The organism is Pseudomonas baetica (assembly GCF_019733355.1).
GTDB lineage: Bacteria > Pseudomonadota > Gammaproteobacteria > Pseudomonadales > Pseudomonadaceae > Aquipseudomonas > Aquipseudomonas baetica_A.
On the sequence record NZ_JAIHLQ010000015.1, the window covers coordinates 86,675 to 99,971 of the forward strand.

A 13,297-nucleotide genomic window follows, 5' to 3' on the forward strand; every position below is an offset into this window, starting at 1 on the left:
AAGGTACAGTTGATGACGAACCCGCGCCGCGCCGTATTCCTCGATCACCCTTCGCTGGATCTTGGCGATCTCGACCTCAGCCCGTTGCGCGCCTGCTTCAGCGACTTGCAACTGTTCGCCCAGACCCTGCCTGAACACGTCGCCGAACGCTTGCAAGGCGCCACGGTGGCCATCTCCAACAAGATCCTGATCGACGACGCAGCGATGGCCGCCAGCCCGGATCTGAAACTGATCCTGATCACCGCCACCGGCACCAACAACGTTGATCTGGCCGCCGCCCGTGCTCGTGGCATCACCGTGTGCAACTGCCAGGGTTACGGCACGCCATCGGTGGCGCAGCATACGATCATGCTGCTGCTCAATCTCGCCACGCGCTTGGCCGATTACCAGCAAGCGGTGGGCGAAGGTCGCTGGCAGCAAGCAAAACAGTTCTGCCTGCTGGACTACCCGATTGTCGAACTGGAAGGCAAAACCCTCGGTCTGCTCGGGCATGGCGAACTCGGCGGTGCCGTTGCCAGGTTGGCCGAAGCGTTCGGCATGCGCGTGCTGCTTGGGCAGATTCCCGGCCGCCCGGCCCGGCCGGATCGTCTGCCACTGGATCAATTGCTGCCGCAAATCGATGCCCTCACCCTGCACTGTCCGCTCAACGAGCACACCCGCCACTTCATCGGCGCCCGCGAACTGGCGTCGATGAAGCCCGGCGCGTTCGTGGTCAACACAGCCCGTGGTGGACTGATCGACGAACAGGCCTTGGCCGATGCCTTGCGCAATGGCCATCTCGGCGGCGCCGCTACCGATGTGCTCAGCGTCGAGCCGCCAACCCAAGGCAATCCCCTGCTGGCGGCCGACATCCCGCGCCTGATCGTCACCCCGCACAACGCTTGGGGCAGTCGCGAGGCCCGGCAGCGCATCGTGGGTCAATTGACTGAAAACGCTCAGGCGTTTTTCAGCGCTAAGGCGCTGCGAGTCGTCAGTTGATAAACTGCGGCACTTTTTTTTGAGGAGCAGTTATGGATCCGCGCAGTGAAGTACTGCTTCGTCAGGCCGAGTTATTCCAGGGTTCGCTATTGCTGGCCGGTTTGCCTGCCGACGATTTGCTCGCACGTCTGCCCAACGCGTTTGGCTGGTGCTGGCACGCCGGCGATCAAGCCGCGCTCGACGCTCGTTTCGAAGGCCGCAGCCACTTTGGCGTGAATATCCCGGAGCGCGAATTCGACAGCGCCGTGGTGTTTCTGCCCAAATCCAAAGACCTGACCGATTACATCCTCAACGCTGTGGCCGCACGTCTGCCGGGGCGTGAGGTGTTTCTGGTCGGGGAAAAACGCAGCGGCATCGAGGGTGCGTCCAAGCAACTCAACCCGTTCGGCAAGCCGCGCAAACTCGACAGCGCCCGTCACTGCCAACTGTGGCAAGTGACCGTGGCCAACGCGCCTGAAGCGAAATCGCTGGAAAGCCTGGCGCAGACTTACGAATTGCCACTGGCTGAAGGCCCGTTGAAAGTCATCAGCCTGCCGGGCGTGTTCAGCCACGGCCGACTGGATCGCGGCAGTGCCCTGCTGCTGGAACATCTGGACAAACTGCCGAGCGGTCATCTGCTCGACTTCGGTTGTGGCGCGGGGGTGTTGGGAGCAGCGGTCAAACGTCGTTACCCGCACAACCAGGTCACGTTGCTGGACGTCGATGCGTTTGCTGCGGCCAGCAGTCGTCTGACCTTGGCGGCCAACGGCCTGGAAGGCGAGGTGCTGACCGGTGACGGAATCGATGCGGCACCAATGGGTTTGAGCGCGATTCTGAGCAACCCGCCGTTCCACGTTGGCGTGCACACCGATTATTTCGCCACCGAGAACTTGCTGCGAAAAGCGGCCAAACATCTGAAAAACGGCGGCGAACTGCGCTTGGTGGCGAACAGCTTCCTGAAGTATCAGCCACTGATCGAAGAGCATCTGGGCGTGTGCGCGATCAAGGCCGAAGGCAACGGTTTCCGGATTTACCGGGCCAAGCGTGGCTAGAAATTTGTGCTTGCTCTATCGGATTTGCCTAGGCAGAATCCGCTCCGTCCTAGGGGAGTAGTCTCCCACGAGCGCCAAGCTCGTCCGGCATACGTCAACATACTTGATCCTCAGATCATGGCGTATGCGACCCAAGCGTCCGCACCAGACGGATAGCAGGGTTTGACAAGACCTATGACACGCACACCTTACCCGGGGCGGGAAGGCTGTACGTGTCATAGCCGTGTCGACCCGCCCCTTAGGAAATCCTGATGCTGGACTCGTTACTCGTTCCCACCGCAATCGTTGCCTTGGCCGAAATCGGCGACAAGACGCAACTGCTCGCGCTGATTCTCGCCGCTCGCTTCCGCAAACCCTGGCCGATCATTGCCGGTATTGTCGCCGCAACGCTGGCCAACCACGCAGCAGCCGGTGCGGTCGGCGCCTGGTTCGGCAGCTTCTTCTCCGATTCTGTACTGCACTGGATCCTTGCCGCCAGCTTCACAGCCACGGCGTTGTGGACGCTGGTCCCAGACAAGATGGACGACGATGAAGCGAGCACGGCACGCAAATTCGGGCCCTTCCTGACCACGCTGATCGCGTTCTTCCTGGCGGAAATCGGTGACAAGACCCAAATCGCCACGGTGATGCTGGCTGCGCAATATCCGGAATTGTGGCTGGTGATTATCGGCACCACCCTGGGCATGTTGATTGCCAACGTTCCGGTGGTATTGGCGGGTAATTTTGCGGCGGAGAAACTGCCACTGACATTGATCCGTCGCTTGGCGGCTTCGGCATTCCTGATTTTGGCAGTCGTTGCGGTGTACAAGGCGATGCAGAGCAGTGGCTGGGTTTGACGACGTAAGTCAATAGACCCTGTCATCGTTCTTCGCGAACAAGCCCGCTCCCACCATGGAATGCATTCCAAAGTCGGAGCGGGCTTGCTCGCGAAGGGGCAATCAGCCTCGCTGCATAACCATCAGGACTTCGGCGCTTTCTCGTACAGCGGCATGACTTTCGGAATCGCCGCCTGCAACGAGGCAATACGGCTGGTCGACGCCGGGTGAGTGCTCATGAACTCCGGTGGAGAACCTTCCGAAGCCTTGCTCATCTTGTTCCACAAGGTGATCGCCGCGTTCGGGTTGTAACCGGCGCGAGCGGCCAGCTCCAGACCAATCAGGTCGGCTTCGTTTTCGTTGGCACGGCTGTTGGGCAAGGTCATGCCGTAGTTGGCCACGGTGTCGGCCAGCGCCAGGCTGTCCTGCCCCAGACCAAACAGTGCACCCGCGCCCTGCTTGGCCATTTCAACGCCATAGGCCTTGGACATCGCTTCACGACCGTGCTCGCGCAGGGCGTGGGCAATTTCATGGCCCATGACCGCCGCGATTTCATCGTCGGTGAGTTTCAGGCTGTCGATCAGCCCGGTGTAGAAGATGATCTTGCCGCCGGGGCCGCAGTTGGCGTTGAGCTCATCGCTCTTGATCAGATTGACTTCCCATTGCCACTGCGCGGCATCCGGGCGGAAGTTCGGCGCCTGAGCGATCAAGCGGTTGGCAATCGCCTGAACGCGCTTGGCCTCAGGACTGGTTTTGTCCAGTACGCCTTTGCTCGAAGCCTCGCCGACGGTTTTCTGATACGACTGGGCATACATCTGGTCGACCTCTTGCGAGGACAGCATGCTGAACATGTACTGCTTGCGCTCCACCCCTACGGCTCCGCCGCTGGTGGTGTTGACCGACTGACAACCGGCCAGCAACAGCGCTGCGCTCAGTGCACTTACAACCAATGTCTTGTTCATTCAAAAGCTCCCTGAAAACGTGCGCGTATCGTAGGCGGGTAATTGTATCCGCGCCAGATACAACAGACGTGTTGCAGCAGCTTTCAGATATTTCCCGCCCGCACTGTCGTAAAAAATTCACAGCGACCGCAAGCCCCCTACAACTGCGCCGCGCACGCATCCATTTGCGACATCCCCACCCAATTGCGCCTCGCGCCACTCATGGCTCATTGCCCGCTGCCGATACATCACCGCAGACGTCCTCTTGCGTGCGGAGCTCCCATGAAGTTCAAGTCGATCCAGTTTTCCGTCGCCGCCCTGGCCGGCGCTATCGTACTCAGCGTGGTTGCCGCGCTGGTGCTGTACGCGCTGTTCTCCGGCGCCCGCACTCAGGAAATGGTGCAGCAACGCACCCAGGCCCAGTTTGAACAAGTCATCGAACAGCGACTGACCTCACTGGCACAAACCCAGGTCAGCCAGATTCAGCGCGAACTCGAAGCGCCGTTACTGATTGCCGGCGGACTGGTGCGGGTCAACGCCTTGCTCGGCACGCCCGGCGCCGATGGCCAGCCACGCCTGAGCGTCAGCCGTGAACAGTTGATCAGCCTGATCAAAGAGAACGTCGAAAAGAACCCGAAGATTCTCGGCACCTACATCGCGTGGGAAAAAAACGCACTGGACCACAATGACGCAGCCTATGTCGGCACCCGCGTCGTCGGTATCGACGCGGCCAACGGGCGCTTCCTGCCATGGTGGTTCCGCAACGACGATGGCACCCTGGGCCTGGACAAACTGGTGGACGTCGACGACCAGAAAGTCCTCTCTACTGGTGTGCGCGCCAGCGAGTATTACTTGTGCTCGAAAGAGAGCAAAAAATCCTGCGTGATTGATCCTGCGCCCTACAAGGTCGGCGACAAGATCGTCATGCTCGCCTCCTTTATCGAACCGATCATGCTCAACGATGCATTCCAGGGCATCGTCGGCGCCGACCTGTCGGTGAACTTCATCCAGGAAATGCTGCTGGGCGCCAATCAGAAACTCTACAGCGGCGCCGGAGAAATGGCCCTGATCGGCAGCAATGGCCGGATCGTCGCCTACACCAAGGATCCGAGCAAATTCGGCGAAAAGGTCAGCGACATTCTCGACGCCGAACAGATTGCCAACATGGCCAACCTCAAGCGCGGCGAAGTCACCTACTCCGTCAATAAGGACAAGGGGCGCATCGAATTGTACTTGCCGTTCGGCATTGGCCAGACCGACGCGCGCTGGACGTTGATGCTGCAACTGCCGCTCAACGCGGTGATGGCTGATCTGCAAAAACTGCAGGGCGACCTCGATGCCCAGCGCAAGTCCGACACCTTCGGCATGGCCATGGTCGGTCTGATCATCGCGGGCGTCGGCCTGCTGGTGATCTGGCTGGTGGGCCACGGCATTGCCCGGCCACTCAAGCAGATGGTCGCGATGCTGGATGACATTGCTCAGGGCGAAGGTGATCTGACCCGTCGCTTGAGCAGTGATCGCAGCGACGAATTGGGTTCGATTGCCAAGGGTTTCAACACCTTCCTGAGCAAGTTGCAGGCGATGATTACCCAAGTGGTGACGTCGGTGCAGAGCGTCAGCGACTCGTCGGAACACACCGCCGACATCGCGATTCGCACCAACATCGGCATCCAGAAACAAATGGCCGAGATCGATCAGGTCGCCACCGCCGTGCAGGAAATGACCGCCACCGCGCAAGATGTGGCGCGCAACGCGACCCAAGCGGCGCAAGCGGCGAGCCATGCCGATCAAGCCGCCAGCCAGGGCATGCAGATTGTCCGCGACACCTCCCACTCGATTGGCGTGCTGGCGGTGGAAATCGGCAAGGCTGTGGGGGTGGTGCAAACCCTGGCCAAGGACAGCGAGAACATCAACGCGATCCTCACCGCGATTCGCGGGATCGCCGAACAGACCAACCTGCTGGCGCTGAACGCGGCGATCGAAGCGGCGCGCGCCGGTGAACAGGGCCGTGGCTTTGCTGTGGTGGCGGACGAGGTGCGCAATCTGGCGCAGAAGACCCAGAAAGCCACCGAAGAAATCCAGACCATGATCCAACAACTGCAACAGGGCACCCGCGATGTGGTGCGGGTCATGGAAGACAGCCAGAACCGCACCGACGAAAGCGTGCAGCACGCCTCGAAAGCGGCCGAGGCGCTGGAGACGATTACCCAAGCGGTGTCGGTGATCAACGACATGAATACGCAGATTGCCAGTGCGGCCGAAGAGCAGAGCGCGGTGGCCGATGACATCAACCGCAACGTGATCAATATCGGGCAAGTAGCCAATGAAGTGGCGGGCGGTGCGGATGAGTCGAGTTCGGCCAGTGCCGACCTGACTAAATTGGCGGAGCAGCAGCGGCGGTTGATCAATCAGTTCAAGGTTTAGGACGCTGGAAGGCTCTTCAAACCTTTTCGCGAGCAGGCTCGCTCCCACCGTTGCAATGCATTCGAATGTGGGAGCGAGCCTGCTCGCGAAGGGGCTGGCACTGACAACCCATTAACCCGGAGTCAGACACTCCGGCCCGTTGAGCTTCGGATCATTGACCAGGTTCGCCAGCACCCGCTCGCGCAACGCCGTGGGTTCACTGGCGAGCAACGCCTGCAGCACATGCAGCGGCGTCTCGGGATTGAGCCAGGCCGCCTGCCCCGCCTCATCCAGAATCAACGGCCGGCGCTGACTGGCCGCCGGCTGAGTGATCACCGCCGTGCTCAGCCATACCTGTTCCTGAACCGGATACGCTTCCCAGATCGCCGCAAAAAACAGCGAAGAGCCCTCCCCCGGCGTCAGCCAGTACGGGCGCTTGCGCTGGGTCCCGCGCCATTCGTAAAAGCCGTTGGCCGGCAGCAGGCAGCGACGCAGGCGCAGTGCTTCGCGAAACATTGGCTGCTCGGCCACTGTTTCTGCCCGAGCATGAGCAGGCGTGCGGGACAGATCGGTCAGCCACGGCGGCGTCAGCCCCCAACGGGCACGGGCCAGCGAGCGCTGACCGTCCGGCTCGGCACGCAGCATCAACACCGAATCATTGGGGGAAATGTTCCACTGGGCCAGTTGATCGGCAGGAAAACCTGGCAGGGCCGCGAAGTCGCGGTTCCAGCGAAACAGGGCATAACGTCCACACATGGGGCAACACGACTCAGAAATAAAACGAACGTCAGCCTAACAGACCAGCGTACCGGGGAAGCTCTCCGGTTCATCGCCGGGCAGCGGCAGCGCGGCATTGTACGCGGTGATCAGTTCGCGGGCGTATTGCGCCTGATCGTTGTCCACCGACAACCCCAGCAGGCCAAAGATCGGCAACTCGCCCGTGCCGCCGAGCAAATCCCGGCCCACCAAGTGCGCTTCGATGCCTTCGCTGGCGAGCATGCCTTTGAGCATTTCGCCTTCCATCAGGCTCTCCGGTTCGTAGATTCGCTGCATGGGCGCCCCTCACTCGTTTTCGCTGAAGACTTCCAGGTGCCATTCTTCTTCGTGAACCTGCAATACGAATGTGATCGGCCGACAACACACCTGACAGTCCTCGATGTAGGTCTGATCGCCGCCGGACAGGTCCAGCGTCGTCTCGACACCTTCACCACAATACGGACATTCATACAGTGCGCTTTCCAGCATCGCGGTCTCCCAAGTGACTTGTGCGTATAATCGCCGGTCTATTTGCAGGGCTATTTTTGTCTGGCTGACTTTTCAGACCGTGCCCCGTTGGTTTTCGATCAAAACCTTTACTTACCCTAGCCGTTTCCAACAAGAGAGCATGATGGGCGAATTCGATGCCATCCGACCTTACGACGACAGCGAAGTACCTGCGGTACTGGCAAGACTGCTCGGCGACAAGGCGTTTCTAGATATCCTCACCCACTTCCGCTTCCCGCGTTTTGCCGGTGCTTTCGGCTGGATGCTCAAACCCCTTATAGCCCATCGGCTGCGTCGTGAGTTCGCCGGCGTCAACTCGGTAGCTACCTTACAAGATAAAGTCGAGTTCTACGTCGACCACACCATTGAACGCGCCACCGATGGCGTGACCTACACCGGTGTCGAGCAATTCAAGTCCGGCAGCGCCTATCTGTTCATCGCCAATCACCGCGACATCGTGATGGACCCGGCCTTCGTCAACTACGCCGTCTACCACGCCGGCCTGCCGACCCCGCGTATCGCCATCGGCGACAACCTGCTGCAAAAGCCGTTCGTCAGCGATCTGATGCGCCTGAACAAGAGTTTTATCGTTCACCGTTCGATCACCGGGCGCCGCGAGAAGATGGCCGCGTACCAGTTACTGTCGGCCTACATCAACCACTCGATCCGCAACGATTGCGCGTCGATCTGGATCGCTCAGGCCGAAGGCCGGGCGAAGGATGGCGACGACCGCACCGAGTCGGCGATCCTCAAGATGTTCCACATGAGCCGCAAGGACGAACCGTTCGGCGAAGTGATTCAGTCCCTGAACGTCACTCCGGTGTCGATCAGCTACGAATACGACCCGTGCGACCAGGCCAAGGCCCGCGAGCTGTACATCCGCGCCACCACCGGCACCTACGCCAAAGTGCCGGGCGAAGATGACGTGAGCATTGCCAAGGGCATCACCGGCTACAAGGGCCGGGTGCATGTGAACTTTGCCGTACCGATCACCGAGTGCTTCGAAGACACCAAGCAATTGGCGATCGAGATGGACAAGCAGATTCTGGGCGGTTATCGCCTGTTCCCGGTGCATTACCTGGCGTATGCGCAGTGGGCGGACGCTGATCCACAACTGAACGTGCCGAAGGCTGCCGAGGTATTCCCGGCCGATGAGCTGGCCAAGGCGCAAGAAGAGTGGCAGAACCGACTGGACGCTTGCCCTGAAGCGCATCGCCCGTATCTGGTGCTGCAATATGCGACACCGGTGCGCAATCAGTACCGGGTCAAAGCGGGTTTACCGCTGTAAGCGGTGTCGGCCAGATACAGAAACGGCGCTCTCGAGCGCCGTTTTTTATGCCTGAAAATCATCAGTAGCGCGTGCTGATCCACGAAATGAGCAGCGCCAGGCCCAGGCAGGCAAAGCCAAAGCGATAGAAAAACCGGTTCATGCGCAGAGTCGCCCAATCCAGAATCGGTTCGGCGTTGGGCTGAGCCTGACGCTGGGCCGCGATACTGGCCATGGCGCGCTGTTCACGGCGGCGGGTCGCGTGCAGCAACCAACTGCCCGGAAACGCGAGCAACAGTGCCAGCAGATTGATCAATTTGGCGGGATGGGCGGTAAACAGCGTCATCAAGTGCAGCGACATCACAGACCCTCAAACTTAATCGGTGTGGCAGGCGCCAGACGCGACGACCGCGGCGCGGATTTTACCGAAACATACCTTCGACGCCTCACCTTTACGACAAATAACGCATCAATCGACCGATGGCTGTCCTGTGTCACGGCTTCGTCATGTGGATGCACCACCATGCGCGCCTCGAAACCGACACGGAACACGTCATGCTTCACGCTGAAAACCAGGATCGCCTGTACCTCATCACACCATACGACGATCAGCAAAGCCTCGTCGGCAGCCTTGCCTTCAATGTTCAGGATCGCCACTGGCTGGTGTATTGCGCCCTCGGCGGGCATCAGCATGCGGATTTGCCCGAAACGGATTTGCTGACGGGTGTGAGCGTCCTCGACTTCTATTCGCAAGCCGCCTGACCCGCCGCTGTTCACTGCGGGAGGGGGCTGGCTCCCGAAGACTGAGTATCAATCAACTTCCAGATTGACTGATCCAGCGCTTTCGCGAGCAAGCCCGCTCCCACAGGGGATTTGTGCAAGGTTCAAAATAGCGGCCACGAAAAAGCCCGGAGCCATCACTGGCACCGGGCTTTTTTATCTGCGCCGAAAGCTTACTCGGCGAGGACCTGACCCACGGTCGGATCCTTGAACAGACGCGTCAGCGCATCGCTCAACACGTCGCTGACCAGTTTGGTGTTGGTTTCCTGGTTGGGCGCCATGCCGAAGCGCTGGTCCAGCGAAGCGCCGTAACGGCCGCTATAGCGACGGTTGGCGTTCTGCACGTCGGAGCGGAAGGTCGCACCGATCGTCGCTTCGGTCACGTACATGCCTTCTTTCGGCGACTGGTATTTCAGCTCCGCCAGGGTCACGGTCAACTGCGGCGCGTTCGGTGCGTTGTTGGTCGGGGTGAACCCGAGCAGACGCACGGCGGCTTCAGCCTGAGCCTGCAACTTGGGCAGGATCTGCTCGCGCTGCACGCTGATGACGCTGGTTTCCGGGTACAGACCGCCACGGGTACCCAAGGTTGGCGACGGACGACCGTCGACCACACGCACCACCACCGGCTGGCCACGGCCGACCGCCGCCAGTTGCGTGGTCAGCTTCGGCTCCGGACTCAGTTGTTGCGGGCTGTGGGCGCAGCCGGCCAGAGTCAAACCGGCCACAGTGATCAAACCGAACAACAGGCGTTGCAACATGCTCTTCTCTCCAGAATCAGGCACAAACAGGCCGGCAGTATAGCGGTGGGCCACTGCGCGGAACCAGCACCGCACAATGAATACTGAAATGTCTGACAAACCCTGATGAAAGCGGTTCCTGTCACAGATTGTTCACCGCCCATACACCTTGACGTCACGGCCTGCGGGCAACCTTGAACCAGTCCTCCAACAAGGTACTCGGCCATGCGCTATTTGATCTCGTTGTTCGCCCCACGCCCGCTGCACCGCTGCTTTGCCCTGCTCGACCGCAACGGCCACTGCCAGGCGTTCAAGCAGTGCAGCCTGCAGCCAATGGGCGACGGATGGGTGGAAATCGAAGAAATCCGCCTTAATTGGTTGCATAAGCCGCTGCCTGCCAGCGCCCGGATCGCCCAGCGTCAACCGCGCGCAAACGCTCAGGTACAGTTGAGCATCTGACCGGATGCCTAATAAAAGTCATTAAACACAACCAACTCCGCGCATTTCTTCGATACAATCTCCCCCCGATTATAAGGACGTCTCCTGATCGGGCCCCGCAACAGCGTCAATGCGCATGCATCGACATCCAAATCGCCCACAGAGAGCCGCCCACACAGATCGAGTGAAGTTGGCGTGCTTGCCTGTTCTTGCGGCAAAAACCCGCTTTTCGCGAATCTGCAGAGCTGTCATTACGCTCGGCCACCGAGATGTTTTGCCCCTTCGGGCAGGTTGCCAGGCTTGGACAGCCCTTTTTTGAGGTTCACGTCTTCAAAAGAGCGTGAAAAAAACGGGTTTTCACAACTTCACAAGAGTGTGGCGAGCAAATGAATAGTTTTGCGTCTGAACATGCACCATTAGCGTCTGAAACAGCCCAACGACACAGGACCGGATATACCTCGAATACCGGAGCCTGAAGCCTGTCCGCTACGGATTTGGTTGCACAAAACGGATGTCTCGACCATAAGTCGAATTGCCAGCCGCGCGCTGAAATGAGTTCATGGAACTCGTAAAGCCAGGCCGCATGCGTCCGTCGAAGTTGCGAAAAATTGCGAAGATTCGGACATGGCGAACCTGACCATGGGTATCCAGGGTTTACTGACCTGCCCTTGAATGCCTGGCAGCCATGCCGACAATTTGGTGCTGCAGATTTTGGAGACGCGTTAAATGGCGCATAACGAAGCAGTCGATGTAGTTCTGGTTGGGGCCGGCATCATGAGTGCCACCCTTGCCGTACTGCTCAAAGAGCTCGATCCGGCGATCAAGCTGGAAGTTGTCGAGCTGATGGATTCCGGTGCTGCCGAGAGTTCCAACCCATGGAACAACGCCGGTACCGGCCACGCCGGCCTGTGTGAGCTGAACTACACGCCGCAAGCGGCTGATGGCACCGTCGACATCAAGAAAGCCGTGCACATCAACACCCAGTTCGAGGTGTCCAAGCAGTTCTGGTCGTACCTGACCAAGAAAGGCACCTTCGGTTCGTGCAAATCCTTCATCAGCCCGGTACCGCATCTGAGCTTCGTGCAGGGCGACAAAGGCGTTTCCTTCCTCAAGGAACGCTTTGACGTGCTGCACAAGCACCACGCGTTTTCCGACATGGAATACACCGAAGACAAGGCCACAATGGCCGAGTGGATGCCGTTGATGATGCCGGGGCGCTCGCCGGACGAAGTGCTCGCCGCAACCCGCGTGATGAACGGCACCGACGTCAACTTCGGCGCCCTGACCAATCAATTGCTAAAGCACCTGACCAGCGCCCCCGACGCTCAAGTCAAATACTGCAAACGCGTCACCGGCCTCAAGCGTAACGGCGCCGGCTGGACCGTCAGCATCAAGGACGTCAACAGCGGCAGCAGCCGTGAAGTCGACGCCAAATTCGTTTTCCTCGGCGCGGGTGGCGCGGCACTGCCGTTGCTGCAGGCTTCGGGTATCGAAGAAAGCAAAGGTTTCGGCGGTTTCCCGATCAGCGGCCAGTGGCTGCGTTGCGATAATCCGGAAGTGGTCAAACACCACCAGGCCAAGGTCTACAGCCAGGCAGCGGTGGGTTCGCCACCGATGTCGGTGCCGCACCTGGACACCCGCGTGGTCGATGGCAAGAAATCCCTGCTGTTCGGGCCATACGCCGGTTTCACCACCAAGTTCCTCAAGCACGGTTCCTTCATGGACCTGCCGCTGTCGGTCCGCGCAGGCAACATCGGCCCGATGCTGGCGGTAGCAAAAAACAACATGGACCTGACCAAGTACCTGGTCAGCGAAGTGATGCAATCGATGGAGCAGCGCCTGGATTCCCTGCGCCGTTTCTACCCGGAGGCGAAAGCCGAAGACTGGCGCCTGGAAGTGGCCGGCCAACGCGTGCAGATCATCAAGAAAGACCCGAAAAAGGGCGGCATCCTGCAATTCGGTACCGAGCTGGTTTCGGCCAAGGACGGCTCCCTCGCCGCCCTGCTCGGAGCCTCGCCGGGTGCGTCGGTGACCGTTTCGATCATGCTAGAACTGATCGAGAAATGCTTCCCGGCCAAGGCCAAGGGTGAGTGGGCGGCCAAACTGGCGGAAATCTTCCCGGCCCGTGAAAAAGTCCTGGAAACCGACGCTGCGCTGTATCGCAAGATCAACACGCAGAACAACATCGCTCTGGAATTGGTTGAAGAAAGCAGCGAGACCCCAAGCTACGCTTGATCTTGCCGCATAAAAAACGCCCCGCACTCAGTGAGTACGGGGCGTTTTTTTGTGCCTTGGGTTTTTAGCCGCGGGCTTTTTCGATCAGTTCGATGTAGTCAGGAGCGTTGCGCTGATCCTTGATGTGGTCAACAAACGTCTGGCCCTGCTCATCCTTGCCATCCACGTCGTAACCCGCCGCGACAAAGAACGTCAGAAAACGCTCGAAGTCATCGATGCGCAGGCCACGGTACGCCTTGATCAATTTGTGCAGCGACGGCGAAGTGGCATCGATCGGTTCAAAATCGAGGAACAGCTTGATCTGCTCATCGCCAATCTCGTCACCAATCACTTGTTTCTTATCTTTACGCATTGCCGACTCCAACTCGCAGACATGACACGGGGTCGGCAGTTTACCCCTGCCCCGCCG

The 13,297-nt window shown here is 59.6% G+C and carries 15 protein-coding genes, 1 pseudogene and 1 riboswitch; of the genes and pseudogenes, 9 read left to right on the plus strand and 7 right to left on the minus strand.

Annotation, left to right across the window (positions count from 1 at the left end; all coding sequences use genetic code 11):
• Positions 1-12 precede the first annotated feature (12 nt).
• The 3 genes from K5E40_RS15405 to K5E40_RS15415 all read left to right on the plus strand — a co-directional run bounded on the left by K5E40_RS15405 (position 13) and on the right by K5E40_RS15415 (position 2,845).
• Positions 13-978: a 2-hydroxyacid dehydrogenase gene (locus K5E40_RS15405; protein WP_221731533.1), complete on the plus strand. Its 966-nt coding sequence runs from the start codon at positions 13-15 to the stop codon at positions 976-978.
• A 32-nt stretch (positions 979-1,010) separates the two neighbouring features.
• Entirely contained in the window at positions 1,011-2,009 is a 999-nt protein-coding gene (locus K5E40_RS15410; RefSeq protein ID WP_221731534.1) for a class I SAM-dependent methyltransferase, read from the plus strand.
• Between the two features lie 40 nt (positions 2,010-2,049).
• Positions 2,050-2,172: riboswitch (yybP-ykoY riboswitch) on the plus strand.
• An 88-nt stretch (positions 2,173-2,260) separates the two neighbouring features.
• Positions 2,261-2,845 carry a TMEM165/GDT1 family protein gene (locus tag K5E40_RS15415; protein ID WP_221731535.1) on the plus strand — a complete coding sequence of 195 codons (585 nt, stop codon included), beginning with the start codon at positions 2,261-2,263 and terminating at the stop codon, positions 2,843-2,845.
• Positions 2,846-2,967: 122 nt separating this feature from the next.
• On the opposite strand, the gene K5E40_RS15420 is transcribed toward K5E40_RS15415, so the two are convergent.
• Positions 2,968-3,786 (minus strand): M48 family metallopeptidase, encoded by an 819-nt coding sequence (locus K5E40_RS15420; RefSeq protein ID WP_221731536.1) that lies wholly within the window; start codon positions 3,784-3,786, stop codon positions 2,968-2,970.
• A 1,350-nt stretch (positions 3,787-5,136) separates the two neighbouring features.
• Between K5E40_RS15420 and K5E40_RS35635 the strand changes: the two are divergent.
• Positions 5,137-5,334: pseudogene (locus K5E40_RS35635) on the plus strand (HAMP domain-containing protein); the annotation flags it as partial.
• Positions 5,335-5,445: 111 nt separating this feature from the next.
• Positions 5,446-6,189: a methyl-accepting chemotaxis protein gene (locus tag K5E40_RS35640; RefSeq protein WP_401138739.1), complete on the plus strand. Its 744-nt coding sequence runs from the start codon at positions 5,446-5,448 to the stop codon at positions 6,187-6,189.
• Between the two features lie 111 nt (positions 6,190-6,300).
• On the opposite strand, the gene K5E40_RS15430 is transcribed toward K5E40_RS35640, so the two are convergent.
• From K5E40_RS15430 to K5E40_RS15440, 3 genes are read right to left on the minus strand one after another with little or no spacing between them, the layout of a single operon-like run.
• Entirely contained in the window at positions 6,301-6,924 is a 624-nt protein-coding gene (locus K5E40_RS15430) for an SOS response-associated peptidase (protein ID WP_221731538.1), read from the minus strand.
• A 36-nt stretch (positions 6,925-6,960) separates the two neighbouring features.
• Positions 6,961-7,221, minus strand: coding sequence for a putative signal transducing protein (locus K5E40_RS15435; RefSeq protein WP_221731539.1), 261 nt, complete (start codon positions 7,219-7,221; stop codon positions 6,961-6,963).
• A 9-nt stretch (positions 7,222-7,230) separates the two neighbouring features.
• Positions 7,231-7,413, minus strand: a complete 183-nt coding sequence (locus K5E40_RS15440) for a CPXCG motif-containing cysteine-rich protein (protein ID WP_221731540.1) — start codon at positions 7,411-7,413, stop codon at positions 7,231-7,233.
• Between the two features lie 142 nt (positions 7,414-7,555).
• Between K5E40_RS15440 and K5E40_RS15445 the strand changes: the two genes are divergently transcribed.
• A complete protein-coding gene (locus K5E40_RS15445; RefSeq protein ID WP_221731541.1) occupies positions 7,556-8,719 on the plus strand; it encodes a 1-acyl-sn-glycerol-3-phosphate acyltransferase in 1,164 nt (387 codons plus the stop codon).
• Between the two features lie 61 nt (positions 8,720-8,780).
• Here the strand turns inward: K5E40_RS15445 and K5E40_RS15450 are convergent, their stop codons facing one another.
• On the minus strand, positions 8,781-9,059 hold the full coding sequence (locus K5E40_RS15450) for a hypothetical protein (RefSeq protein WP_221731542.1): 279 nt from the start codon (positions 9,057-9,059) through the stop codon (positions 8,781-8,783).
• Between the two features lie 194 nt (positions 9,060-9,253).
• Between K5E40_RS15450 and K5E40_RS15455 the strand changes: the two genes are divergently transcribed.
• Positions 9,254-9,460 carry a hypothetical protein gene (locus K5E40_RS15455; RefSeq protein WP_016770662.1) on the plus strand — a complete coding sequence of 69 codons (207 nt, stop codon included), beginning with the start codon at positions 9,254-9,256 and terminating at the stop codon, positions 9,458-9,460.
• Positions 9,461-9,651: 191 nt separating this feature from the next.
• Here K5E40_RS15455 and K5E40_RS15460 read toward each other — a convergent pair whose 3' ends face one another.
• A complete protein-coding gene (locus K5E40_RS15460; protein ID WP_221731543.1) occupies positions 9,652-10,236 on the minus strand; it encodes a YajG family lipoprotein in 585 nt (194 codons plus the stop codon).
• Positions 10,237-10,440: 204 nt separating this feature from the next.
• Between K5E40_RS15460 and K5E40_RS15465 the strand changes: the two genes are divergently transcribed.
• Positions 10,441-10,674 carry a hypothetical protein gene (locus tag K5E40_RS15465; RefSeq protein ID WP_221731544.1) on the plus strand — a complete coding sequence of 78 codons (234 nt, stop codon included), beginning with the start codon at positions 10,441-10,443 and terminating at the stop codon, positions 10,672-10,674.
• 705 nt (positions 10,675-11,379) lie between these two features.
• A complete protein-coding gene (gene mqo, locus K5E40_RS15470; protein ID WP_221731545.1) occupies positions 11,380-12,888 on the plus strand; it encodes a malate dehydrogenase (quinone) in 1,509 nt (502 codons plus the stop codon).
• A 64-nt stretch (positions 12,889-12,952) separates the two neighbouring features.
• Here mqo and K5E40_RS15475 read toward each other — a convergent pair whose 3' ends face one another.
• Positions 12,953-13,240, minus strand: coding sequence for a PA4642 family protein (locus tag K5E40_RS15475; protein ID WP_221731546.1), 288 nt, complete (start codon positions 13,238-13,240; stop codon positions 12,953-12,955).
• Positions 13,241-13,297: the final 57 nt, after the last annotated feature.

What these genes read in the sequence shown, in the direction of transcription:
- K5E40_RS15405 (WP_221731533.1), top strand. Translation starts at nt 13, where the DNA reads ATGACGAACCCGCGCCGCGCCGTATTCCTCGATCACCCTTCGCTGGAT.
- K5E40_RS15410 (WP_221731534.1), top strand. Translation starts at nt 1,011, where the DNA reads ATGGATCCGCGCAGTGAAGTACTGCTTCGTCAGGCCGAGTTATTCCAG.
- K5E40_RS15415 (WP_221731535.1), top strand. Translation starts at nt 2,261, where the DNA reads ATGCTGGACTCGTTACTCGTTCCCACCGCAATCGTTGCCTTGGCCGAA.
- K5E40_RS15420 (WP_221731536.1), bottom strand. Translation starts at nt 3,786, where the DNA reads ATGAACAAGACATTGGTTGTAAGTGCACTGAGCGCAGCGCTGTTGCTG.
- K5E40_RS35640 (WP_401138739.1), top strand. Translation starts at nt 5,446, where the DNA reads ATGGCCGAGATCGATCAGGTCGCCACCGCCGTGCAGGAAATGACCGCC.
- K5E40_RS15430 (WP_221731538.1), bottom strand. Translation starts at nt 6,924, where the DNA reads ATGTGTGGACGTTATGCCCTGTTTCGCTGGAACCGCGACTTCGCGGCC.
- K5E40_RS15435 (WP_221731539.1), bottom strand. Translation starts at nt 7,221, where the DNA reads ATGCAGCGAATCTACGAACCGGAGAGCCTGATGGAAGGCGAAATGCTC.
- K5E40_RS15440 (WP_221731540.1), bottom strand. Translation starts at nt 7,413, where the DNA reads ATGCTGGAAAGCGCACTGTATGAATGTCCGTATTGTGGTGAAGGTGTC.
- K5E40_RS15445 (WP_221731541.1), top strand. Translation starts at nt 7,556, where the DNA reads ATGGGCGAATTCGATGCCATCCGACCTTACGACGACAGCGAAGTACCT.
- K5E40_RS15450 (WP_221731542.1), bottom strand. Translation starts at nt 9,059, where the DNA reads ATGTCGCTGCACTTGATGACGCTGTTTACCGCCCATCCCGCCAAATTG.
- K5E40_RS15455 (WP_016770662.1), top strand. Translation starts at nt 9,254, where the DNA reads ATGCTTCACGCTGAAAACCAGGATCGCCTGTACCTCATCACACCATAC.
- K5E40_RS15460 (WP_221731543.1), bottom strand. Translation starts at nt 10,236, where the DNA reads ATGTTGCAACGCCTGTTGTTCGGTTTGATCACTGTGGCCGGTTTGACT.
- K5E40_RS15465 (WP_221731544.1), top strand. Translation starts at nt 10,441, where the DNA reads ATGCGCTATTTGATCTCGTTGTTCGCCCCACGCCCGCTGCACCGCTGC.
- mqo (WP_221731545.1), top strand. Translation starts at nt 11,380, where the DNA reads ATGGCGCATAACGAAGCAGTCGATGTAGTTCTGGTTGGGGCCGGCATC.
- K5E40_RS15475 (WP_221731546.1), bottom strand. Translation starts at nt 13,240, where the DNA reads ATGCGTAAAGATAAGAAACAAGTGATTGGTGACGAGATTGGCGATGAG.